Raw genomic sequence first — 22,459 nt, forward strand, 5'->3', positions numbered from 1 at the left:
CCACCGCTGTCATCCCGTGCGCGTTGCAGCACGCAGTGCTGCGACGCAGACACGGGACCGTGCGCAGGAAGAGGCGCATTCTCGTCATGCGGTCCCGTGTCTGCGCAGCGGCATTTCATGCCGCAGCGCGCACGGGATGACAGCGCTCTATGACAGTGCTCTGCTCCGCTACTGCGTTGGCGCGAGGGGCAGCGGCGCGGGCTTCGGACGCGGCTTCGGCTTGGCGGCGGCGGGCTTCGGCTCGGTATTGAGCCCGAGCCGGGCGCGCAGCGAGGCGGCCCGGGCCTCGGTGATCCGGGCGCCGCAGAAGCCGAACTGGCCCTCGCGCTGGAAATCCCGGCAGATCATCTCGCGCTCGGCCGAGAACCCCGCCTGCTCGCGGGCGATCACGCGCTGCTCGACCGCGTCCGACTTGGCGGTCAGCGTGCGATAGCCCTCGCGCACGGCGCGTTCGGCGCTGCCGCGGGCCTTCTCGATCTCCTTGGCCTGCCCGGCGACGGCGCGGGCGTCCGGCCCCCACAGCCCGCGCGGGTCGATCCGGCATTGCGCGGCCTGCACGATGCAGGGCTCGGTCGGCTCGACCACGAGGAAGGCGCCGTCGAGCACGTCGAAGACGATCGGGCAGATCGGCGCTTCCAGCTTGTAGCGGGGCACGCCGGCCGGGCGCCCGAGCGCGGTGACCGGGAGCGGCACGTCGCCGAAGGAGACGGCGCAGGGATCGACGAGGTTGCTGCTCTGGAAGCCGTCGAGATTGAGCTTGAGGCCGTAGCCCGTCGCGGTCTTCGAGAACACCGCTTCGCCATGATGGCCATGGCGGTGCAGGGCCTTGCCGAGGATGGCGTCCTCGCCGGCGACCTTGATGGCGGGCATGCTCGGCGGCTTCGGCCCGGCGGGCGCGCCGGACTGGGTCGGAGCGGCCTGCTGGGTTCCGGGCGCGTTGAAGGGCTGGGCGCCCGGCAATTGCAGCGGCTGCGCTTGCGCGGTCGTCACGGCGGCGGCGAGGGCCGCTGAGGCGAGGATGAGGCGCATCGGTCGTGTCATGGCGGCCCAGTGAAACCGGAACGGCCTTTCTGCATGCAGGCGCGGGCAGGGTTACGCAAGGACGGGAAGGCCACACCCGGGCAGAAAGCGTGTCGCGGCGGCTGTCCGGCCGGAACTCCCGATTCTTAATCGGCTCGCCTGTCTTGCAAGGGGTGGAACACCCTCACTATATACGCCGCCAAGGGGCGGTTTAACCACCGTCAAACGTGGAATGCCGGTTTCGTTCGCCGCTGAAGCGGGGGCGATCCGGTCCATGGGCCGGCAGGCGGCGCACAAACGTCGCAGGTCGGCGATCTGCTCAATCGAAAGGGATCCCATCCATGGGTAAAGTCATTGGTATCGACCTCGGCACGACCAACAGCTGCGTTGCAGTGATGGAAGGCTCGACGCCCAAGGTCATCGAGAATTCGGAAGGCGCGCGCACCACGCCTTCCATCGTCGCCATCACGGATGACGGCGAGCGTCTGGTCGGCCAGCCTGCGAAGCGCCAGGCCGTCACCAACCCGGAGCGCACCTTCTTCGCGATCAAGCGTCTCATCGGCCGGACCTTCGAGGACCCGATGACGCAGAAGGACCTCTCGCTGGTCCCCTACAAGATCACGAAGGCCTCGAACGGCGACGCCTGGGTTGCCGCTGACGGCAAGGACTATTCGCCGTCGCAGATCTCGGCCTTCACGCTGACCAAGATGAAGGAGACGGCGGAGGCCTATCTCGGCCAGCCCGTCACCCAGGCCGTCATCACGGTTCCCGCCTATTTCAACGACGCCCAGCGTCAGGCCACCAAGGATGCCGGCAAGATCGCCGGCCTCGAGGTGCTGCGCATCATCAACGAGCCGACGGCGGCTGCGCTCGCCTATGGCCTCGAGAAGAAGTCGTCCGGCACCATCGCGGTCTATGACCTCGGCGGCGGCACCTTCGACGTCTCGATCCTCGAGATCGGCGACGGCGTCTTCGAGGTGAAGTCGACCAACGGCGACACCTTCCTCGGCGGCGAGGATTTCGACATGCGCCTCGTCGAGTATCTCGCCGACGAGTTCAAGCGCGAGCAGGGCATCGACCTGAAGAAGGACAAGCTCGCGCTCCAGCGCCTGAAGGAAGCGGCCGAGAAGGCCAAGATCGAACTGTCGAGCGCGGCCCAGACCGAGATCAACCTGCCCTACATCACGGCGGATGCCTCGGGCCCGAAGCACCTCGCCATCAAGCTCTCGCGCGCCAAGTTCGAGAGCCTGGTCGACGACCTGATCCAGCGCACCATCGAGCCCTGCAAGAAGGCGCTCAAGGATGCCGGCTTGTCGGCGGGCCAGATCGACGAGGTCGTCCTCGTCGGCGGCATGACCCGCATGCCGAAGGTGCAGGAGGTCGTGAAGCAGTTCTTCGGCAAGGAGCCGCACAAGGGCGTGAACCCTGACGAGGTCGTCGCCATCGGCGCCGCGATCCAGGCCGGCGTCCTCCAGGGCGACGTCAAGGACGTGCTGCTGCTCGACGTGACCCCGCTTTCCCTCGGCATCGAGACGCTGGGCGGCGTGTTCACGCGCCTGATCGACCGCAACACCACGATCCCGACCAAGAAGAGCCAGGTCTTCTCCACCGCCGAGGACAACCAGAACGCGGTGACGATCCGGGTCTTCCAGGGCGAGCGCGAGATGGCGGCCGACAACAAGCTGCTCGGCCAGTTCGACCTGATGGGTATTCCGCCGGCCCCGCGCGGCATGCCGCAGATCGAGGTGACCTTCGACATCGACGCCAACGGCATCGTGTCCGTGACGGCGAAGGACAAGGCCACCAACAAGGAGCAGCAGATCAAGATCCAGGCTTCCGGCGGTCTCTCCGAGGCCGATATCCAGAAGATGGTGAAGGATGCCGAGGCGAACGCCGCCGAGGACAAGAAGCGCCGCGAGGTGGTCGAGGCCAAGAACCAGGGCGAGAGCCTCGTGCACTCGACCGAGAAGTCGCTGAAGGACTATGGCGACAAGGTCTCCGAGGCCGACAAGGGCGCGATCGAGACCGCCGTCGAGGCGCTCAAGACCGCGCTGACCGGCGACGATGCCGAGGCCATCCAGGCCCGCACCAACGAGCTGATGCAGGCTTCGATGAAGCTGGGCGAGGCGATGTATGCGGCGAGCCAGGCCGAGGGCGCGGCCCCTGAGGGCGGTGAGCCCGAGGAAGCCAAGAAGGACGACGTCATCGACGCCGACTTCAAGGACGTCTCGGACGACAAGAAGAAGAGCGCGTGATCGCGCGCTCGTAACGCAAGCGACGTTTTGGCCGGGCTCGACCCGGCCACCGCGTCCGGGAATTGCAGGCTGTTCGGATGGCCGGGCTCGCTGCCCGGCCATGCCGCGTCAAAGCTGCGGGGACAGACATTTCGATGTCGAAGCGCGATTACTACGAGATCCTCGGCGTCAGCCGGACCGTGACGGAGGTCGAACTCAAGACCTCGTTCCGCAAGCTCGCGATGCAGCACCATCCGGACAAGAATCCCGGCAGCAAGGAAGCCGAGATCAAGTTCAAGGAAATCAACGAGGCCTATCAGGTCCTCTCGGACGGCCAGAAGCGCTCGGCCTATGACCGCTTCGGCCATCAGGCCTTCGAGAATGGCGGCGGCGGTGGCCCCGGCGGCAATGCCGATTTCTCCGACTTCATGTCGGATATCTTCGATTCCTTCTTCGGCGATGCCCGGCGCGGCGGCGCGCGCGGCGCCAATGGCCGCGAGCGTGGCGCCGACCTGCGCTACAATCTCGAAATCGGGCTGGAAGAGGCCTTCACCGGCAAGAACGAGTCGATCCGGGTGCCGACCTCGGTCTCCTGCGAATCCTGCTCGGGCACCGGTGCCAAGCCCGGCTCGAAATCGCGCCAGTGCCCGACCTGCGGCGGCCATGGCCGCGTCCGCGCCAATCAGGGCTTCTTCTCGGTCGAACGCACCTGCCCGACCTGCTCGGGCCGCGGCGAGGTCATCGACGACCCCTGCAAGAACTGCCAGGGCGCCGGCCGCGTCACGCGCGAGCGCACGCTCTCCGTGAACATCCCGGCCGGTGTCGAGGACGGCACGCGCATCCGTCTCGCCGGCGAGGGTGAAGCGGGCCTGCGCGGCGGGCCTGCCGGCGATCTCTACATCTTCCTCTCGATCAAGCCGCACGCGATCTTCCAGCGTGACGGCGCCGACCTGTTCTGCCGCGTGCCGATCGGGTTGGTCTCGGCCGCGCTCGGCGGCGAGATCGAAGTGCCGACGCTGTCCGGCGAGCAGGCACGGGTGAAAATCCCGGAAGGCACCCAGACCGGCAAGCAGTTCCGCCTGAAGGCCAAGGGCATGAGCGTTCTGCGCTCCCGCGAGGTCGGGGACCTCTACATCCAGGTCGTGGTCGAGACGCCGCAGAAGCTGACGACGCGCCAGCGCGAATTGCTGGAGGAGTTCGAGCGCGAAAGCTCGCACAACAACCACCCGGAGACGGCCGGTTTCTTCGGCCGAGTCAAGGATTTCCTCGGCGGCTTCGGCGGCACGGCCTGAGGCCTTGGTGCAAGCCTCCCAACACGCGCGGGTCATCCCGGGCGACCGGAGGGAGGTCCGGGATCCATGCCTGAACCTTTGTCGGAAGCGCTCCGGAATGGATCCCGGATCTCCGCTTCGCTGCGTCCGGGATCACACCGTGGTTTCGGATTTCGAATCAGAAAAGGGCCGCCCGATGGGCGGCCCTTTCCATTTCGATGGAGACTAGCCTCAGACCTTATCGACGGCCTTCTTGACCGCGTCCTTGCCCTTGCCGAGCGCCTGCTGGGCCTCGCCCTTCAGCTCCTGCGCCTTGCCCTCGGCCTCCCATTCCGGCTTGTTCATCGCCTTGCCGGCGGCCTGCTTGATGTTGCCGGCGGCCTCGTTGGCCATGCCCTTGATCTTGTCGGTCGTGCTGCCCATCGCGGTGTCTTTCCTGAAGGAGCGGCCCCCAGCCGTTTTCCGCTGAAAGAACCGGCGCTGCGCGGAAAGGTTCCCGGCCTCAGGCCGCGTCGCCCGCCTGCGCGGCGAGCGCCCGCAAGGCCTCGCCCGTCGCCGCATCGGCCGGGAAGAAGGTCTCCAGCGCCAGTTCCGACAAGGTGACGTCGACGGGCGTGCCGAACACCGTCGTTGTCGAGATCAGCGACAGCACGGTCTCGCCGAGCTTCAACTGCATGGGCACGACGATGGCCGCTTCCGCCTCGGCTTCGTGGCGCGTGCCCGCGCCCGGATGGGCATAGCTCATCAGCTCGCCCAGCAATTCGCCGAGGCGCGCGTCCGCCGTCGCCCGGACCTGCTGGCGCAATCTGGCCAGGAGATGGGCGCGCCATTCCGCGAGATTGAGGATGAAGGGCGCGAGCCCCTGCGGATGCAATGACAGGCGCAGCACATTGACGGGGGGCTTCAGCAGCTCCGCATCCGCGACGAGGCCGAGCAACCGCGTCACCGCGTTGTTATAGGCCAGCAGCGTCCAGTGCCGGTCGACGGCGACGGCCGGATAGGGCTCGTGCCCCTTGAGGATGAGGTCGATCGCGCTGCGGGCGGCGTCGAGCGACGGGTCCTCCAGCGAGCGTTCCGGATAGATCGGCGCATAGCCGGCCGCCAGCAGCAGCGCGTTGCGCTCGCGCAGCGGCACGCCGAGATGCTCGGCGAGCAGCAGGACCATCTCGCGGCTGGGGCGCGAGCGGCCGCTTTCGATGAAGCTCAGATGCTTCTGGGAGATCTCGGCTTCGAGCGCGAGATCGAGCTGGCTGAAGCGGCGGAGCTGGCGCCAGTCGCGCAGCAGCGCGCCGATCGGGGGAGGCTGATGTGTGTTCATGGCGGAGAAGCTAGCGATCCCGGCGGGCGGTTCCAATTACCTCCCGCTTAATCGACGGGCCGACGCGGTTTCGTCAGCATTCTCCTCATCGAAACGGGCTTGAGGCCCAGAACCGCCAAGGAGAATGCCATGTCGCTCATCCAGTCCTCGCCCCTGCTGCGGAATGCGCTGGCCCTCGATGCCGCGGCCTGTGCCGGCATGGGCCTGATGCTTGCCGCTGCCGCCGGACCGCTCGCCGCCCCGCTCGGCCTGCCCGCGGAGTTCCTCCGCGGCGCCGGGCTCGTGCTGCTGCCTTGCGCGGCGTTGCTCGGCTGGTTCGCGGGCCGCAGGACCCTGCCGCGCCTCGCGGTCTATGCCGTGATCGGCATCAACCTGCTCTGGATCGCCGACAGCATCGCGATCCTGCTGATGGGCTGGTTCGCGCCGACCGGGCTCGGCATCGCCTTCGTTCTGGCCCAGGCGGCTGCGGTTGCGATCGTGACCGAACTGGAAGTGATCGGCTTCAAGCGCTCGGGCACGGCCCTGCCTTCCGGCGACGCTGCCGCCCTTCGGTGAAAACCGTCATCTGACTGTCGCATGGGCTGACTAGCCGACGGACTTCTGTCCCCCGTCAGCGGTGAGATCCCATGCGCCAGCCTCTCGTCCTCGCGGCTCTCGCCGCTGTCCTGCTCAGCGGCACGGCCATGGCCGAGCCGCTCTTCAACCGGATCGCCACCTTCTCCGTGCCGCAGAACCTGCCGGCCGATCGCGATCCCGCCAAGAAGACGGTCTCCGAGATCATCGCGGCCAATGGCGACGGCACGCTGCTCGCCTATACCGATGCCGAGCAGAAGGCGCTGGGGATCATCGACATCGCCGACCCCGCCAATCCCAGGCCCGCCGGCTTCGTGGCGCTTGAAGGCGAATCCACCTCGGTCACCATCCTCGGCGACAAGGCCTTCGTCGCCGTCGTCACTTCCGGCGACAATTTCAAGGAACCGGCCGGCCATCTCGCCACCGTCGACCTCAAGACCAAGCAGGTCGTCGCAAAGTGCGATCTCGGCGGCCAGCCGGACTCGGTCACGCTGACCAAGGACAAGGGCAAGATCGTCATCGCCATCGAGAACGAGCGCGACGAGAAACTCAACAAGGGCGCCCTGCCGCAGCTCCCCGCCGGCAATCTCACCCTGATCGGCATCAAGGACGGCGCCATCGACTGCGCCACCCGCCAGGTCGTCGATCTCACCGGCATCGCCGCCGTCGAGCCGACCGATCCGGAGCCGGAATTCGTCGACGTCAACCAGGACGGGCTCGTCGTGGTGACGCTGCAGGAGAACAACCACCTCGCCATCGTCGATTCGAAGACCGGCAAGCTCCTGACGCATTTCTCCGCCGGCTCGGTTGACCTCAAGAACATCGACAAGACCCGCGACGGCAAGATCAGCCCGACCGAGGAGCTGAAGGGCGTCGCCCGCGAGCCCGACGCAGTGCGCTGGCTCGACAATGACCGCTTCGTCACCGCCAACGAGGGCGACTGGAAGGGCGGCTCGCGCGGCTTCACGATCTTCCGCAAGGACGGAACGGTCGAGTTCGACTCCGGCTCCGCTGTCGACCATATCGCCATGCGCCTCGGCCATTATCCCGAGCGGCGCTCGGCCGCGAAGGGCAGCGAGCCCGAGGGCATCGAGGTCGCGACCTATGGCCAAGACCGCCTGATCTTCGTCGGGCTGGAGCGCGCCTCGCTGGTGCTGGTCTACAGGGACGAGGGCGCAGGCCAGGCGCCGCGCTTCCTGCAGGCCCTGCCGACCGGCATCGGCCCGGAAGGTCTGCTCGCCATCCCGCAGCGCGATCTCTTCGTCTCGGCCTCCGAGACCGATGTCGGCGAAAAGGGCGGCGCGCGTTCGGCCGTGATGATCTATCGCCGCGCCGAGCAGGCCGCCGCCTATCCGACGATCCAGTCCGCCGACGAGAACGGCCTGCCGATCGGCTGGGGGGCGCTCTCGGGCCTCGCGGCTGATCGCACGGCACCCGGCAAGCTCTTCGCGATCACCGACAGCGCCTATACGCCCTCGCGCCTCCTTGAGATCGATGCGACGCAGAAGCCCGCCAAGATCACGGGCGCGCTCACCGTGACCAAGGACGGCAAGCCGGCCTCCTACGATCTCGAGGGCATCGCGACCCGCGAGGGCGGCGGCTTCTGGCTGGCCTCCGAGGGCAATCCCGAGAAGAAGGACGCGGTACTCGACGACATCCTGCTGCGCGTCTCCGCCAAGGGCGAGGTCGAGGAGGAGATTCGCCTGCCGGAAGCGCTGGCGAAGCACGCGGTTCGCTTCGGCTTCGAGGGCGTGGCGGTGACCGGCACCGGCGCGGACGAGACCGTCTGGCTCGCCGTCCAGCGCGAGTGGAAGGACGACCCCAAGGGCAAGGCCAAGATCCTCTCCTACAAGCCGGCGACCAAGGAATGGGGCGTGCTGCACTATCCGCTGTCGCAGCCGGCTGCTGGCTTCTGGATGGGCCTGTCGGAGCTTGTCGCGTTGGGCGACGACCGCTTCGCCGTGATCGAGCGCGACAACGGCTTCGGCGCCAAGGCGGTGAAGACGCTGCAGACCTTCTCGGTGAAGGGCCTGAAGCCGGCGGCGATCGGGGCGGCGGAGATCCCGACCGTGACCAAGACCCTGCTGCGCGATCTGACGCCCGACCTGATGAAGGCCGGCGGCTACGGCCTCGACAAGGTCGAGGGCATGACGGTCGACAAGGCCGGCAATCTCTTCGTCGTCACCGATAATGACGGCGTCGACGATTCCTCCGGCGAGACCCAGTTCTTCGCCTTTGGCCCGCTGCCGCGCTGATCGGGCAAAAGAAAAGCCCCGGATGCGATCCGCATCCGGGGCAAGGCGCCTGGCTATGTTGACTGGAGAGCCAGGTGGGAGGAGCGGTTACCAGCCGGCGAGGACGGCGCCCTTGAAGCGCTCGGCGACGAAGGCCTTGATCTCGGGCGTGTGGTAGCTTTCGACCAGCGTCTTGACCCAGGGCTTGTCCTTGTCGACGCTGCGCACGGCGATCAGGTTGACATAGGGACCCTTGGCGTCCTCGCGCAGGATCGCCGAGGCCGGGTCGATCTTGGCATCGACGGCATAGTTGGTGTTGATTGCGGCGGCCGCGACATCGGCCAGCGAGCGCGGGGTCTGCGCGGCCTCGATCTCGATGATCTTCAGCTTCTTCGGATTGCCGACGATATCGGCCGGGCTGGGCTTGAAGCCGACGCCGTCCTTCAGCTTGATCACGCCCTTGTCCTGCAGCAGCAAGAGCGAGCGGCCGCCATTGGTCGGGTCGTTCTGGATCGCGACGGTGGAGCCATCCGGCACCTGCGACCAGTCCTTGTACTTGGCCGAATAGATGCCGAGCGGGAAGTTCACGGTCAGGCCGACGCTCTCGATCTTGAAGCCGCGATCCTTCACCTGGTTGTCGAGATAGGGCTGGTTCTGGAAGGAATTGGCCTCCAGCTCGCCGGCATCGAGCGCCTGGTTCGGCACGACATAGTCGGAGAACTCAATTATCTTGAGGTCGATGCCCTTCTTGGCGAGCAAGGGCTTCACCTTCTCCAGGATCTCGGCATGCGGGCCGGGCGAGACGCCGATGCGGACCACCTGTTTCTGCTGGGCAAGCGCCGGGACGGCGGCGAGGGTGAGAGCGAAGCCGGCGAGCAGCGCGGCGCGGCGGTTGATGAGGGTCGTCATGATGTCGTTTCCTTCAGTCGGATGCGGATGAACGGGGCAGCGTCAGGCGTGGCGCAGACGCTTGTTGAGATGGCGGGCGAGCCGGTCGCCGATGCTCTGGACGAGCTGGACGAGGACGATGAGCACGGCGACGACCGCCGCCATCACGTCCGGCATGAAGCGCTGGTAGCCGTAGCGGATGCCGAGATCGCCGAGCCCGCCGCCGCCGACTGCGCCGACCATGGCCGAGAAGCCGATCAGGCTGACCAGCGCCAGCGTCAGGCCGAGCACGATCGCCGGCAGGGCCTCGGGCACCAGCACCTTGCGCACGATCTGGACGGGCGTGGCGCCCATGGCGCGCGCGGCCTCGACGAGCCCCTGATCGACCTCGCGCACCGCGCCCTCGATCAGGCGGGCGATGAACGGCGTCGCCGCGACGGTGAGCGGCACGATCGCGGCACCGGTGCCGATCGAGGTGCCGGCGATCAGGCGCGTGAACGGGATGATCGCGACGACGAGGATGATGAAGGGCGTCGAGCGCGTGGCATTGACCAGCGTACCCAGGAACAGGTTGGCGGCCGGCGCCGCGAAGAGTTCGCCGCGCTTGCTGGTGGCGAGGAAGACGCCGAGCGGCAGGCCGAACAGCGTGCCGAGCCCGGCCGCGACCGCGACCATGGCCAGCGTATCCAGCGTCGACTGCGCGATCAGGCGGATGATTTCAGGAGACATGGCCGATCACCTCCGCCTTGAGCCCGAGGCTCTTCAGGGCGCCGAGCACGGCGTCGCTCTCCGGCGCGCGCGAAGGCACCGAGACGAGCAGGCTGCCGAAGGGTTGGCCGGCGATGGCGTCGATCCGCCCGGCCAGGATGTTGACGTCGACGCCGACGATGGCGCTGAGCCGGCTGATCACCGGCGCCGTCGCGTTCTCGCCGAGGAAGGTGATGCGCAGCACGATATTGTCGCCGGGACGCGCATCCTTGCGGATGCGGTGGGCGAGATGTTCGGGCAGTTCGACGCCGGTCACCGTCTCGACGAAGCTTGCCGTGGTCGGGTGCTGCGGGTTGGTGAAGACCGCGAAGGTCTCGCCCTGCTCGACGATGCGCCCGCCCTCGATCACCGCGACCCGGTCGCAGATCTCCTTGATGACGGGAATCTCGTGAGTGATCAGCAGGATGGTGATGCCGAGCTCGCGATTGACCTGCTTGAGGAGAGCCAGGATCGAGCGCGTCGTCTCGGGGTCGAGCGCCGAGGTCGCCTCGTCGCAGAGCAGCACCTTCGGATCGGTGGCGAGCGCCCGGGCAATGCCGACGCGCTGCTTCTGCCCGCCCGAGAGCTCGGCCGGATAGCGCGCGCTCTTGTCGGAGAGGCCGACCAGCGCGAGCAGGCGCTCCACCTTCGCGGCGATCTCGGCCTTGCTTGCACCCGCGATCTCCAGCGGCAGCGCGACATTGTCGAAGACCGTGCGCGACGAGAGCAGGTTGAAATGCTGGAAGATCATGCCGATCCGCCGGCGCTGCTGGCGCCAGCCGGATTCGGTGAGCCCCGTGACGTCGGTGTCTTCGATCAGGATGCGCCCTTCGGTGGCGCGCTCCAGCCCGTTGACGAGGCGGATCAGCGTCGACTTGCCGGCGCCTGAGCGGCCGATCACGCCGAGGATGGTGCCGGCGGGCACGTCGAGATCGATGCCGGCGAGCGCGGCGACCGGCTGCTGTCCACGGCGGCCCGGATAGGTCTTGCCGACCCGCTCGAAGCGGATGGCCGGCTCGGGCAATGCCAAAGGCAAGGAAACAGAGGTCGCGCCGGCACCGAGCGTGCCGGGTCTGACGGGGGCGTTCATCATGTCCTCAGAAATGCGTGTGGCAGGACCAGTGGGCGATGCCGAGCTGCTCGATGGTCACGTCATGGACCGAGCGGCGCTGGTCGTCCGCGGTCGCGGCGTCGAGCGGGTCGAAGGTGGCGGGGACGGCCTGAGCGAACCAGGAAGCGAGGCCGTTCCAGAAGGTGGAGAGAAGCTGCATCGCCGCCTCACGAAGCCAGCAGCAGCGGCGCGCCCCGCTGCGAGCGGGACAGGCGGCGCGCGGCGGTCTCGGCGGCGCCGGGCGTCGCGAAACGCTGGCCGTCGAGCGCCCGGAAGGCGGCGGAAGCCGAGACGAAGGTGAAGTCGCGCTCGTCGGCGCGGCGGCTCACGAGCCCGATCTGGGCCTCGCCGAGCTCGATGACATAGGCTTGCTGCGCCGGGCGGGCCCGGGCGGGCAGGGAATGAAGCTGGGACATGGGTCTGCCTTCTGCCGCCGATGCGGCATGTGTCGGAACGAACGGATTGGAAGGGCCTTTCGGCCTTGCGATCTCAGCGTCGACAGCGGCAGGGCATGCGGCGGAAGCGGGTTTGGCTTCGGCTCGTTTTCGCAATGGTCATGTCAGTCTCCTCGATCTGGAGCCCACGACCCAGTCGTGGCGCTTTAGCGTTTGGTGACGCGGCGCAAGCTGCTGCTCAAATCTCCGCGGCTCCCCGATTGCTCTGGAAACACCTGCAATCTGATGGAGATCGTCCTCTTTGTCAATCGGATCGTTCTTTTGAAGAAACGATCCAGTGGAGAAGAATATTCTCCGGATGCTCCCGGCGTTCCGCCAGGGATGCGGCAATGCGCGGCTTGACGAAGCCGCGGAAGCGGCGCCATTTGCGGCCATGCAGGCTCGCGCCGCCCTTCTCAACCGTCTTCGCCGCTCCGGGCTCGGTGTCTGGCTGGCGACGGCCTATGCGCTCTGCGTGCTGGCCCTGGCGCTCGCGCCGGCTCCCGCGATGGCGGCGTTCGGCGGTTCTGACGGCGTCGTGCTCTGCTCGGGTGCGCCGGCTCCGGACGAGGGCCAGCCGGTTCCGCTCGGCGATCTCACCCATTGCAAGGGCTGCCCGCTCAATCCGGTTCTCGCAGGGCCGCCGATCGATGTCGCGCCGGTGCCGCGGCGGCTCGCCACGCGCCTGCCTGCGCCCGCGCCCTTGGCCGAGGGTTTGCCGCATCGTTTCGCGGCCGGGCTGGCGCAGTCGCGCGCGCCGCCGCTGGCCTGAAGCACCGCCTGCCCATCTGCTCATATTCCAGCCTGTCCGCTCTGAGGGAGCGACGGCAATCTTTCACGAGGCCTGCGTCAGCGGCCTGATCCGTTCGGGATATCCATCATGAAGCTTTCATACGCGCTCGCCGCCGCGACGCTCCTGCTCTCGGCTGGCATCGCCTCGGCCCATGACTTCAAGGCCGGCCCGCTCAAGATCGGCCATCCGTGGTCGCGCGCCACGCCGGCCGGCGCCAAGGTCGGCGGCGGCTATCTCTCGATTGAGAACACCGGCCCGGCCGCCGACCGGCTGGTTTCGGTCTCCGTACCCTTCGCGGCTCGCTCCGAAATCCACGAGATGGCGGTGAAGGATGGCATCATGACCATGCGCCCGCTCGACAAGGGCGTGGAGGTACCGGCCGGCGCCAAGGTCGAGTTCAAGCCCGGCGGCTACCACATCATGTTCATGGAGCTGAAGCAGCCGCTGAAGCAGGGCGACTCGATGAAGGGCACGCTGACCTTCGAAAAGGCCGGCACCGTCGATGTCGAGTTCAAGGTCGACTCGATCGCCGCCAAGGGCGCCGCAGGCGAGCACAAGGGGCATTGAGCCTCAAGTGGCCCTCTGCCGTCATGGTCGGGCTTGTCCCGACCATCCACGTCTCCACTCGCCGAAGGCGGAGTTCAAGACATGGATGCTCGCCACAAGGGCGAGCATGACGGTCGTGGCTCCTCAGATCTTCGCGCGCGGATCGTGCTTGGCGATGCGCGCCAGCAGGTAATCGACCTCGGCCTTGGCCGCGGCGCTGAGGGTCGAACCCGGCTTGCGCTGGGCGTCATGGCTGAGGATGCCGCGCTTCATCATCGTGTACTTGCGCACGGCGAGGCCCACACCCTGCTGCTGCTCGTAGCGCATCAATGGCAGATGCGCGTCGAAGATGTCATGGGCTTCGTCGCGCTTGCCGGCCTTCTGCAGGCGGACCACGTCGATCAGCAGCTCGGGGAAGGCATAGCCGGTATTGGCGCCGTCGGCGCCGCGCTCCATCTCGAAATCGAGGAAGAGGCCGCCATTGCCGGTCACGATCGAGATCGGGCGCAGCGAACCTTCCTTCTGGAACTTGCGCAGCGTCGAGATCTTCTCGAGGCCCGGCCAGTCCTCGTGCTTCAGCATCACGCAGGACGGGTTGTCCATGACGATCTTGCGGATCACCGCCGGCGTCATCACGACCGAGAGCGTCAGCGGATAATCCTGGATGACGAAGGGGATGTCGGCGCCGATCGCCTCGACGGCCTGCGCGTAGTAGCCGGTGATCTGGTCGTCGGTGCGCAGGCTCGGCGGCGGGGCGATCATGACGCCGCCGGCGCCGAGATCCATTACCTGCCGGGCGAGCGAGCGCATCGCGGCGAAGCCGGGCGCCGAGACGCCGACGATGATCGGCTTGCCGCCCATCCGGGCGACGCAGCGCTTGACCAGCTCGACCGATTCCTCGGGCTCGAGCTTGGGCGCCTCGCCCATGATGCCGAGCACGGTGACGCCGTCCGAGCCGATGTCGTGGTAGAACTGGAACAGCCGGTCGGCCGAGGCCCAGTCGATGCTGCCATCCGGGTTGAACGGGGTCGGAGCGATCGGGAAGACGCCGGAAGCGTCGGGGGTGAGGCGCATGATGCGGTCCTTGTTCTCGGCAGTCGGATCAGGCGATGCGGGTGCGGACGGTGCCGACGCCGGCGATCACGCCTTCGAGCACGTCGCCCTTGTTCACGGCGGCGACGCCTTCCGGCGTGCCCGTGAAGATCAGGTCGCCCGGCTTCAGCTCGACGAGGCCGGAGAGATAGGCGATCGTCTCCTCGACATTCCAGATCTGCTTGGCGAGGTCGGATGTCTGGCGCACGACGCCGTTGACGGTGAGCTCGATCTTGCCGGCGGAGGGATGGCCGGCATGGCTCGCCGGCACGATCTCGCCGATCGGGCCGGAGAGGTCGAAGCCCTTGGCCATGTCCCAGGGCCGGCCCGCCTTCTTGGCGGCGGCCTGCAGGTCGCGGCGGGTCATGTCGAGCCCGGCGGCATAGCCATAGACATGGGTCAGCGCTTCGGATTCCGGGATGTCCTTGCCGCCGGTGCCGATCGCGACGACGAGTTCCATCTCGTGATGGAGGTCGCTGGTCTTGGTGGGATAAGGCATGTCGGCGCCGTTGATCACCAGCGCATCGGCGGGCTTGGTGAAGAAGAACGGGTCCTCGCGATCGGGATCATGGCCCATCTCGCGGGCATGTTCGGCATAGTTGCGGCCGACACAGAAGATGCGCCTGACCGGGAAGGAGCCGCCGCCTGCGACCGGAACGGCCGTCACGGCCGGCGGGTCGATCACATAATTGCTCATTCTGCTGCTCCCTCGATCTAGCCTTGCGCCGTTCATGGGCGAGCGGCGCCGGGACCGCAAGCGGCTTGCGGCGGCGGCGGGCCTGCGCGGGAGGCATTGCGGCACGCTTTTCGCAGGCGCGGCACGGGTTGTGCGGCGCGTCGTTGCAAGTGAGACGATTTGCTCCTTACAGTACCCCGCCGGGGGAACCGGCGAGCCTATGGAAGGAACGGCATGTGAGTACGGGAACCGTGAAATGGTTCAATGAGACCAAGGGTTACGGCTTCATCACCCCTGATGGCGGCGGCAATGACGTCTTCGTCCATGTCAGCGCCGTGACGCGGGCTGGCCTGCGCGGCCTGAACGAGGGGCAGAAGGTCAGCTACGATCTCGAGCCGGATCGCAAGACCGGCAAGAACTCGGCGGTAAACCTGCAGACGACCTGAGCGTTCTTATGCGTTCTACGGGAAGGCGATGGCGGCGCCTGTCCCGAGCCTAGGGCGGATCGCGCCCGGTCCAGGTCGGACCGGCGCGGGTTCGAGGCATGCCCGTCGCCGCAGGCGGCGGCGAGGGAGGGCGATCCCTCTCAGGACCGGCCCGGCGCCGGATGGAACAGCCGGCCTCTCTCCACGATCAGCACGACGACCAGCGCCGCGATGCCGCAGAGCGCGAAGCCGAGCGTCAGCGGCACGACTGTGCCGTTGAAATGCTGGCCGATATAGAAGCCGAGCAGCGCGCCGATCACCGTCGTCACGAAACCCTGCACCGAAGAGGCCGTGCCGGCGACATGGCCGAGCGGCTCCATCGCCATCGCCCCGAAATTGGGGCCGATTAGCCCGAAGCAGAACATGGCCGCGCCCTGCAGGATGGCGAAGGTCCAGAGCGATTCATGGCCGGCCAGCGCCACCAGCGCATGGAGGCTCGTGAGCGCGATATAGCCTAGCAAGGCGCCATGCGAGACGCGGCGCATGCCGAGCTTGCCGACGATGCGCGAGTTCAGCAGCGAGGACGCCGCCATGAACATCGCGATCAGCGCGAAGATCGTGGTGAACAGCTCCGGCGCATGGAAGACGTCGACGAAGACCTGCTGCGCCGAGTTGATGAAGCCGAACAGCCCGCCGAGCACGAAGGCCATGGCCAGCATGTAGCCGACGCCGATGCGGCTGGTCAGCGTCGTCCGGAAGGAGGCGAGCACGCTCGCCGGCTCGATCGGCTTGCGGTCCTCCGGATGCTGGGTTTCCGGCAGCTTCACCAGCACCCAGATCATCACGATGGCGCCGAAGCTGGTCAGCACGCCGAAGATCCAGCGCCAGGGCGCGACCCAGAGGATCGCCTGGCCGATCGAGGGCGCCAGGATCGGCACAGCCAGGAAGACGATCATGGCCAGCGACATGACGCGCGCCATCTCGCGGCCGGAATAGCAGTCGCGCACGATCGAGACGACGAGCACGCGGGTCGCGGCCGCGCCGACGCCCTGCAGCACGCGGGCCGCCATCATCGCCTCGAACGAGCCGGCGAAGGCGGCGGCGATGCTGGCGACGACATAGATCGCAAGGCCCGCGAGCAGCACAGGGCGACGGCCGTAACGGTCCGAGATCGTGCCGTAGAAGATCTGCGAGACGCCGAAGCCGAGCAGATAGGCGGTGATGATCCATTGCCGTTGGTTGGCCTCGGCAATACCGAGCGCCTCGGCCATCTGCGGCAGGGCCGGCAGCATCGAATCGATGGCGAGCGCATTCGTCGCCATCAGCGCGGCGCTCAGGCCCACGAAGGGGTAGAAGCCCATGCCGTGGCGCGGCCGAGCAATGGCGGACATGTCGTTCATGGCGATCGCGAACTGGCTGGCGAGACCCGGCGGCTGCGGTCATGCGACAGCGGCGGGCAAGATTCTGCCTGCAGGATTAGCCCTGCCGGTCGCGCGCGGCAACCGGTCCAGCTGGCCATGGGCCATGCGCGGGGCGCGTTTCCCGGCGCTTTGCAGGCGAATCTAGCCCTGCTTCTGCATCGCGGCCATCAGCGCATCGTCGATCTCGACGGCGCGCCTGGCCGCCGGTCGCGCGGAGATGCGGGCGCCATAGGCCTCGAAGGCCGGCCGCTTCTCGATCGTGCCGAACTGCATCCCCCACAGGAGCTGCGAGCCGACATAGATATCGGCGGCACTGAACCGGTCGCCAGCGAGGTATTTGTCGCGGGTCACGGCATATTCGAGCGTATCCATCGCATCGGCATAGGTGCCGTAGCCGATGGAGCGCGCCCGGTCGGCCGGCACCTCCATGCCGAAGGCCTTGTGGCTGACGGCGGCCTCGACCGGGCCGGCGGCGAAGAACATCCAGCGATAATACGGGCCGCGCAGCCGGCTGCCGGGCTCGGGCGCGAGCCCGGCCTGCGGAAAGGCATCGGCCATATAGGCGCAGATCGCGGCGCATTCGGTGATGACGGTATCGCCATGGAGCAGCGCCGGCACCTTGCCCATCGGGTTGATCGCCTTGTAGGCGGCGCCTTTCATCGGCTCGCCGAAGCCGACGATCTCGGCCCGGTAGGGCTGGCCGATCTCCTCCATCATCCAGCGCGCGATGCGCCCGCGCGACATCGGGTTGGTGTAGAGCACGAGTTCGTCTGCCATCGTCTTTTGCCTCCTTGATCGGCCGAGGATGCCCTTATCGTGCGGCATCGGCGTCAGACTGTCAGGAGCCTGCTTGCCTGACGCGCGCGGTCCAAGCTGCTATCGTCGCGGCGAAACAGGACGAGGATATGGACGAATCACGCGTGGCGCGCAGCGTTTCCGTCAGCGACGGGCGGCTGTCGATCGAGGGACTGTCGACCCGTTACGTGCAGGACGCGAGCCGGCGTTTCCGGCTGTCCGCCTCCGGCCTGCGCTTCGTCGGCGGCTTCGAGAGCCGCGATGGCCGGCTCGAGGAATGCCGGCGCTTCCTCGCCGAGGCGGCGGTCGTCGATGGCGGCCTGCGCCGCGCCGGCTTCGAGGGCGAGGCCGGAACGATCGGCCTGACCCTGCGCCCGCTGTCGCAGGCCGGCGAGCAGCCGCGCCTTCTCCTGATGCTCGGCTATCGCGACGAGGATGGCGAGACCTTGCCTTTCGCCGAGGCGTTCCTGGCTCCGGCCGTGTTCGAGGCGCTGAAAGCCGATCTGCTCTCCGGGCTGGCGCAGGAGGTCTCGCTCAGTGCCACGACCAGCCTCTGGATCCGCGAGGAGGATCGCGGGCGTGCGCAGGATGGGCCGCTCGACTGGTATCTCGGCCTGGATGCCGACGGGCACTCGACCCAGCCCGCGCGCGGCTTCATCGAGACCATCGAATGGCGGCCACGCCCGCTTCCGGTGGCCATCGAGACCGCTCCGGCGCCCGCTTCCGCGCCGCCTCCCGTCCATCAGGCGGAGGAAGACTGGGAGGAAAGCACCGCCGATGAGTTGCGTCGGATCAACTGGAGCTTCCGCCTGCTCCTGCTGATGCTGGCCTTCATGCTGATCGTCGTCGCGATGAAATAGGGGCCGGACTCCGGTCGGACGCTCGCTCGCAATTGCCATGGGCAGCACCCGTTGTCATTCCGGGGCGCGCCGCAGGCGCGAACCCGGAACCCACGACGGGGTGAGACCTCGGGTGTTCAGTTGCAAGCCGCTCGCCCGGTCGTGGGTTCCGGGTTCTTCGCTGCGCGAAGCCCCGGAATGACAAAGGAGTTGGCCAGGACCAGGCTGGTAACCGTCTACGTCTCGTGGCGGCGGATGCGGCGGATCATCTCGTTCAGCGCCAGCAGCACCAGCGCCAGGATGAAGGGCAGGATGTAATAGACCACCCGGAAGATCAGCAGAGCGCCCAGGACCTGCTCATAGGGAAAGCGGTTGAGCGCGACCAGCATCGTCGCCTCGAACACGCCGAGCCCGCCCGGCGCGTGGCTGGCGATGCCGATCAGGCAGGCGAAGATATAGGCAGCGAGGAAGGTCGGGTATTCGAGACCATAGCCGCCGGGCAGCAGCACGAAGAGCACGGCGGCGGCGGCGCTGACCTCGCAGGCGCCGAGCGCCATCTGGCCGAGCGTGGTGCCGAGGCCGGGCAGATGCAGGTTCCAGCCGCGCACGCGGATCGTGCGGTCGTCCGTCGCGATCCAGGCGAGATAGCCGACGATGCCGATGCCCACGAGCCCGCCGACGATCTGGACGATGAGCGGCGAGGTCCGCGCCAGCATCGCGACGGCATCGGAGGCATAGATCAGGCTGGCGCAGAGGATGGCGCCGAGCCCGAGCCAGAAAGTGATGCCGGCGATCACGGTCAGGCTCGCGACCTCGGAGGCCCTGATGCCCTTGGGTGAATAGATCCAGTAGCGCACCGTGCCGCCGGTCACGATCGGGAAGCCGAGCGTGAAGGAGACGGAATAGCTGGTGAAGGAGGCGAGCGCCGTGGTGCGATAGGGGATCGAGAGACCGAGCCGGCGCAATGCCAGCGCATCGTAGCCGGTCAGCAGCAGATAGCTCAGCGCGGTGAAGGCGACGGCGAGGCCGAGCTGGCGCAGGCTGGCGTTCTGGAAGGCGCCGGCGAGTTGGCCGGGCTCCATCCCGCTGATGATGTGCCAGAGCACGACCAGTGAGGCGCCGAAGATGACGATGCTCGCCAGCGGGCCGAGCCACCACCAGCGGCTGCGCTTGCGCGGGAGCATTCCGGGCTCGTGCTGGCCGAAGGACATGCGCTCTCGGGGTTGCGCGATGCCGCGGGATGCGGCGGCGCGGTGGCGGGCAGGGCTCGGGCGAGCCCCGTCCGACAGATAGCGCCTTGGCGGCAATGCACAAGCCGCTGCGGCGAATGGGCCGCATGAGGGAACCCGGCTTCGAGCGCGGCTGGAGTCGGATCCGATCAGGTTGCATCAACCTGATCGGTGAATCCGTCTCCAACTTCTAGATAGAGAATGCGTGATCCGAACAGGCTGCGGTGCAGTCTGTTCGGCGCGTGCTCTAGCGCCGGGTTCAGGCGGTCTTGCGGAAGATGCGCAGCGTCTTGAAGCCCTCGACCTCCTCGACCGGCATCATCTTCATCCAGTCCGGGATCAGGCGCTCGGCCACGTCATAGGCATAGGAGCCCTTGTAGAACAGGATGTAGCCGCCCTTGTCGGTCTGCGCGGTGAAGAGGTCGATCACCTCGCGGTCGGTCAAGGCGCCATAGGCGTCGTTGGCCTCGCCGCGGAACTCGCCGGTATGGAACATCGTCACGACGTCGAAGCGCGGCAGCAGGCGGGCATTGCTGGTGTAGATGTCGCCGAAATAGGCGCTGTAGGTCTTGGTGACGTTCGGGTTGTCGGTCGCGAGCTTGATGAAGGACTCGTATTCCTGCGGCGAGGCGGTGATGCCCAGCACCGTGCTGTCGAGATGCGGCTCGGCGCAGCGCAGGCCGACATAGTGATGCCCGCCGGTGCCGAAATGATAGATGCGCTTGCCGCTGAGCTTCTCCTGCTCCAGCCATTCGACGAAATGCACGTCGCAGGGGCACTGCTCGATCTCCAGACCCCAGAACGCATCCCAGATATTCATCTTCACGGTGTTTCTCCTCTCCGAATGGGTTTTCTCGTTGTGATGCCGGTCAGCGGGCTTCGCTGATCGCGGCGATGCGGGGCTCGGCGAAGCCCTCGCGCTCGACGATTTCGGCCACGCCCCTGATCCGGCGCAGCACGATCCGGTGGCTGGCGCTCTCCGCCAGGCCCGGGCTCTGGCCGAAGGCGATGATGATCGCGCGCGGCAGGGCAGCGCGCAGCTCGGTCAGGACCTCCAGCGCTGCATCGGTCTCGAGCGCGCTCGTCGCTTCGTCGAGCAGGACGATCGCGGGGTCGGCCAGCTCGGTGCGGGCCAGCGCGAGCCGCTGCCGCTCTGCGCGGGTCAGGCTCCTGTTCCAGTCCTCCTCGCCGTCGAGCCGCGCGGTCAGGGTCGAGAGGCCGTAGCGGCGCAAGGTCGCGGCGATTTCCGGCGCGGGACGCGGCCGGTCGCCTTGCAGCAGATGCCGAAGGCCGATGCCCGGCAGTTGCAGATGCTGGGGCACGGTCGCGACGCGGGCGCCGCGCGGCAGCACGATCGCGCCCTCGCCCTGCTGCCAGAGCCCGGCGACGGCCTGCATCAGCGCGTTCTTGGCGAAGCCGGCATCGCCGGTGACATGCAGCACCGCGCCGGCGGGCAGGACGAAACTGACATCTGCCGCGAGCGCGTGGCCGGCGCCGTCATGCAGCGTCACCGCCTCCAGCCGCAGGCTGTCATGCGGGCCGTCCTCGACGGTGAGGCCCTGTGCCGGCGGCTCCTGCTCGACCTCTTCCAGCGCGTCGGCGAGTTCGTTGACGCGTCTTGCGGCGGCGAGCCATTCGGCGATGCGCATGAAATTGTCGAACAGCCAGTTGCAGGCGTTCTGCACGGCGACGAAGGCGGCGGCGACCTGCACGACGCCGCCGAGCGTCATCTCGCCGGCGAGATATTTCGGAGCGGCCAGCAGCAGCGGCACGACCGGCACCAGCGCGCTGCTGCCATTGGTGATCCAGGTCAGGCGCGCCCGCTGCGTGATCACCGAGAGCCAGCGCAGCACCAGCACGCCATGGCTCTGCGCCACGGCCTGGCGCTCGCCGGCCTCGGTCCGGGCGAGCGCGATCGCCTCGCCATGGTCGCGGATGCGCATCAGCGCGAAGCGCAGGCCCGCCTCGCTCTCCGTGCGCTGGGCGATGAGGCCTGCGAGCCGCCGTCCGACGGCCGTCACCAGCAAGGTGACGATCACGGCATAGAGGATCGCGGCGAGCACGAGATAGGCGGGAATGGTGATCTCGTTCCCGCCCCAGGTCAGGCTCAGGCTGCCGCCGATCTCCCAGAGGATTTCGATGAACATCACGATGGTGATGACGGAGGAGAGCAGACCCATCGCGAAATCGACGATCGGCTCCGTCGCCCAGCGGACATCGTCGGCGATCCGGTATTCCGGGTTCGCGGGCTCCTTGCCGGAGAGGCTGAGCCGGAAGAAGCGCCGGTCGCCGACCCAGCCATCGACCAGCTTGGCGGTGAGCCAGCGCCGCCAGTGGACCTGGAAGGTCTCGCGCGATTTCAGGATGAGGACGCCGAGCCCGGCGACCACCAGCACGATCACCGGGAACACGGCCATGGCGACGAGCGCGCTGTGGCCATCCTTGCGCTCCAGCGCGTCGAAGAACCAGCCGTTCCAGCGGTTGACGGTGACATTGGCGAAGACGGTGAGGATGACGCCTGCCGCCAGCAGCAACGTCCAGAGCCAGGCGCAGCGCGCCGTCTCGCCACGCCAGAAATCACGGGTCAAACGCGCGAATCGCAGCGCGACCTGGCGATCTCCAGGCACGTCCGATCTCGCGCCTTTCGTCTCGTCGGGCGTCAGCACGGTTGCGATTAGTCCCCCAGGGCCGGTTTTCCGGTCTCCTCGGGCTCGAACCTGATCGGGCGAAAATGAACTCCACATGAACGGATGGCGCCGCCGCCCTTGCACGGGCGGCGGCGCCATGAGTCCGGCATCTTAAAGCGGCTGGTC

General features: G+C 67.5%; 23 protein-coding genes. 8 read left to right on the top strand and 15 right to left on the bottom strand.

The window, feature by feature from the left end; genetic code table 11:
* Positions 1 to 168 precede the first annotated feature (168 nt).
* The gene (locus WFK61_RS11190; RefSeq protein ID WP_336811626.1) at positions 169 to 1,029 is read right to left on the bottom strand and encodes a hypothetical protein; all 861 of its coding nucleotides are present in this window, start codon (positions 1,027 to 1,029) and stop codon (positions 169 to 171) included.
* 332 nt (positions 1,030 to 1,361) lie between these two features.
* Here WFK61_RS11190 and dnaK point away from each other — a divergent pair, with 332 nt between their 5' ends.
* A complete protein-coding gene (dnaK, locus tag WFK61_RS11195; protein ID WP_336811628.1) occupies positions 1,362 to 3,275 on the top strand; it encodes a molecular chaperone DnaK in 1,914 nt (637 codons plus the stop codon).
* 134 nt (positions 3,276 to 3,409) lie between these two features.
* The gene (gene dnaJ, locus WFK61_RS11200) at positions 3,410 to 4,546 is read left to right on the top strand and encodes a molecular chaperone DnaJ (protein WP_336811629.1); all 1,137 of its coding nucleotides are present in this window, start codon (positions 3,410 to 3,412) and stop codon (positions 4,544 to 4,546) included.
* A gap of 210 nt (positions 4,547 to 4,756) precedes the next feature.
* Here dnaJ and WFK61_RS11205 read toward each other — a convergent pair whose 3' ends face one another.
* On the bottom strand, positions 4,757 to 4,948 hold the full coding sequence (locus tag WFK61_RS11205; RefSeq protein WP_336811630.1) for a CsbD family protein: 192 nt from the start codon (positions 4,946 to 4,948) through the stop codon (positions 4,757 to 4,759).
* Positions 4,949 to 5,027: 79 nt separating this feature from the next.
* Positions 5,028 to 5,843, bottom strand: a complete 816-nt coding sequence (locus WFK61_RS11210; protein ID WP_336811631.1) for a helix-turn-helix domain-containing protein — start codon at positions 5,841 to 5,843, stop codon at positions 5,028 to 5,030.
* Positions 5,844 to 5,972: 129 nt separating this feature from the next.
* Between WFK61_RS11210 and WFK61_RS11215 the strand changes: the two genes are divergently transcribed.
* Positions 5,973 to 6,398, top strand: coding sequence for a hypothetical protein (locus WFK61_RS11215; RefSeq protein ID WP_336811632.1), 426 nt, complete (start codon positions 5,973 to 5,975; stop codon positions 6,396 to 6,398).
* Between the two features lie 71 nt (positions 6,399 to 6,469).
* Positions 6,470 to 8,671 carry an esterase-like activity of phytase family protein gene (locus WFK61_RS11220; protein ID WP_336811633.1) on the top strand — a complete coding sequence of 734 codons (2,202 nt, stop codon included), beginning with the start codon at positions 6,470 to 6,472 and terminating at the stop codon, positions 8,669 to 8,671.
* Positions 8,672 to 8,758: 87 nt separating this feature from the next.
* Here the strand turns inward: WFK61_RS11220 and WFK61_RS11225 are convergent, their stop codons facing one another.
* From WFK61_RS11225 to WFK61_RS11245, 5 genes are read right to left on the bottom strand one after another with little or no spacing between them, the layout of a single operon-like run.
* Positions 8,759 to 9,559 (bottom strand): MetQ/NlpA family ABC transporter substrate-binding protein, encoded by an 801-nt coding sequence (locus WFK61_RS11225; RefSeq protein WP_336811634.1) that lies wholly within the window; start codon positions 9,557 to 9,559, stop codon positions 8,759 to 8,761.
* A 42-nt stretch (positions 9,560 to 9,601) separates the two neighbouring features.
* Positions 9,602 to 10,267: a methionine ABC transporter permease gene (locus WFK61_RS11230; RefSeq protein WP_336811635.1), complete on the bottom strand. Its 666-nt coding sequence runs from the start codon at positions 10,265 to 10,267 to the stop codon at positions 9,602 to 9,604.
* Positions 10,257 to 11,375: a methionine ABC transporter ATP-binding protein gene (locus tag WFK61_RS11235; protein WP_336811637.1), complete on the bottom strand. Its 1,119-nt coding sequence runs from the start codon at positions 11,373 to 11,375 to the stop codon at positions 10,257 to 10,259. Before WFK61_RS11235 ends, WFK61_RS11230 begins: the two co-directional genes overlap by 11 nt.
* A 7-nt stretch (positions 11,376 to 11,382) precedes the next feature.
* The gene (locus tag WFK61_RS11240) at positions 11,383 to 11,556 is read right to left on the bottom strand and encodes a hypothetical protein (RefSeq protein WP_336811638.1); all 174 of its coding nucleotides are present in this window, start codon (positions 11,554 to 11,556) and stop codon (positions 11,383 to 11,385) included.
* Positions 11,557 to 11,563: 7 nt separating this feature from the next.
* Positions 11,564 to 11,812, bottom strand: coding sequence for a hypothetical protein (locus WFK61_RS11245; RefSeq protein WP_336811639.1), 249 nt, complete (start codon positions 11,810 to 11,812; stop codon positions 11,564 to 11,566).
* 412 nt (positions 11,813 to 12,224) lie between these two features.
* On the opposite strand from WFK61_RS11245, the gene WFK61_RS11250 reads away from it, so the two are divergent.
* Positions 12,225 to 12,602: a hypothetical protein gene (locus tag WFK61_RS11250; RefSeq protein ID WP_336811641.1), complete on the top strand. Its 378-nt coding sequence runs from the start codon at positions 12,225 to 12,227 to the stop codon at positions 12,600 to 12,602.
* A gap of 108 nt (positions 12,603 to 12,710) precedes the next feature.
* Positions 12,711 to 13,190, top strand: coding sequence for a copper chaperone PCu(A)C (locus WFK61_RS11255; RefSeq protein ID WP_336811643.1), 480 nt, complete (start codon positions 12,711 to 12,713; stop codon positions 13,188 to 13,190).
* A gap of 123 nt (positions 13,191 to 13,313) precedes the next feature.
* On the opposite strand, the gene WFK61_RS11260 is transcribed toward WFK61_RS11255, so the two are convergent.
* Together WFK61_RS11260 and WFK61_RS11265 are read right to left on the bottom strand one after the other, a co-directional pair.
* On the bottom strand, positions 13,314 to 14,243 hold the full coding sequence (locus WFK61_RS11260; RefSeq protein WP_336811644.1) for a dihydrodipicolinate synthase family protein: 930 nt from the start codon (positions 14,241 to 14,243) through the stop codon (positions 13,314 to 13,316).
* A gap of 28 nt (positions 14,244 to 14,271) precedes the next feature.
* Positions 14,272 to 14,958 carry a fumarylacetoacetate hydrolase family protein gene (locus tag WFK61_RS11265; protein WP_336811646.1) on the bottom strand — a complete coding sequence of 229 codons (687 nt, stop codon included), beginning with the start codon at positions 14,956 to 14,958 and terminating at the stop codon, positions 14,272 to 14,274.
* A 215-nt stretch (positions 14,959 to 15,173) separates the two neighbouring features.
* Here WFK61_RS11265 and WFK61_RS11270 point away from each other — a divergent pair, with 215 nt between their 5' ends.
* Positions 15,174 to 15,383, top strand: a complete 210-nt coding sequence (locus WFK61_RS11270; RefSeq protein ID WP_061971665.1) for a cold-shock protein — start codon at positions 15,174 to 15,176, stop codon at positions 15,381 to 15,383.
* 140 nt (positions 15,384 to 15,523) lie between these two features.
* Here WFK61_RS11270 and WFK61_RS11275 read toward each other — a convergent pair whose 3' ends face one another.
* On the bottom strand, positions 15,524 to 16,762 hold the full coding sequence (locus tag WFK61_RS11275) for a multidrug effflux MFS transporter (protein WP_336811649.1): 1,239 nt from the start codon (positions 16,760 to 16,762) through the stop codon (positions 15,524 to 15,526).
* A 162-nt stretch (positions 16,763 to 16,924) separates the two neighbouring features.
* Positions 16,925 to 17,560, bottom strand: a complete 636-nt coding sequence (locus tag WFK61_RS11280) for a glutathione S-transferase family protein (RefSeq protein WP_336811651.1) — start codon at positions 17,558 to 17,560, stop codon at positions 16,925 to 16,927.
* 128 nt (positions 17,561 to 17,688) lie between these two features.
* Between WFK61_RS11280 and WFK61_RS11285 the strand changes: the two genes are divergently transcribed.
* Entirely contained in the window at positions 17,689 to 18,438 is a 750-nt protein-coding gene (locus tag WFK61_RS11285) for a hypothetical protein (RefSeq protein ID WP_336811652.1), read from the top strand.
* Positions 18,439 to 18,653: 215 nt separating this feature from the next.
* Here the strand turns inward: WFK61_RS11285 and WFK61_RS11290 are convergent, their stop codons facing one another.
* The 3 genes from WFK61_RS11290 to WFK61_RS11300 form a co-directional block, all read right to left on the bottom strand.
* Positions 18,654 to 19,601, bottom strand: coding sequence for a lysylphosphatidylglycerol synthase domain-containing protein (locus WFK61_RS11290; RefSeq protein ID WP_336811654.1), 948 nt, complete (start codon positions 19,599 to 19,601; stop codon positions 18,654 to 18,656).
* Between the two features lie 304 nt (positions 19,602 to 19,905).
* Positions 19,906 to 20,472, bottom strand: a complete 567-nt coding sequence (locus WFK61_RS11295) for a hypothetical protein (protein ID WP_336811656.1) — start codon at positions 20,470 to 20,472, stop codon at positions 19,906 to 19,908.
* A gap of 43 nt (positions 20,473 to 20,515) precedes the next feature.
* Positions 20,516 to 22,273, bottom strand: coding sequence for an ABC transporter ATP-binding protein/permease (locus WFK61_RS11300; protein WP_336811658.1), 1,758 nt, complete (start codon positions 22,271 to 22,273; stop codon positions 20,516 to 20,518).
* Positions 22,274 to 22,459 lie beyond the last annotated feature (186 nt).

It is taken from the genome of Allobosea sp. MMO-172 (assembly GCF_037147855.1).
Classification (GTDB): Bacteria; Pseudomonadota; Alphaproteobacteria; order Rhizobiales; family Beijerinckiaceae; genus Allobosea.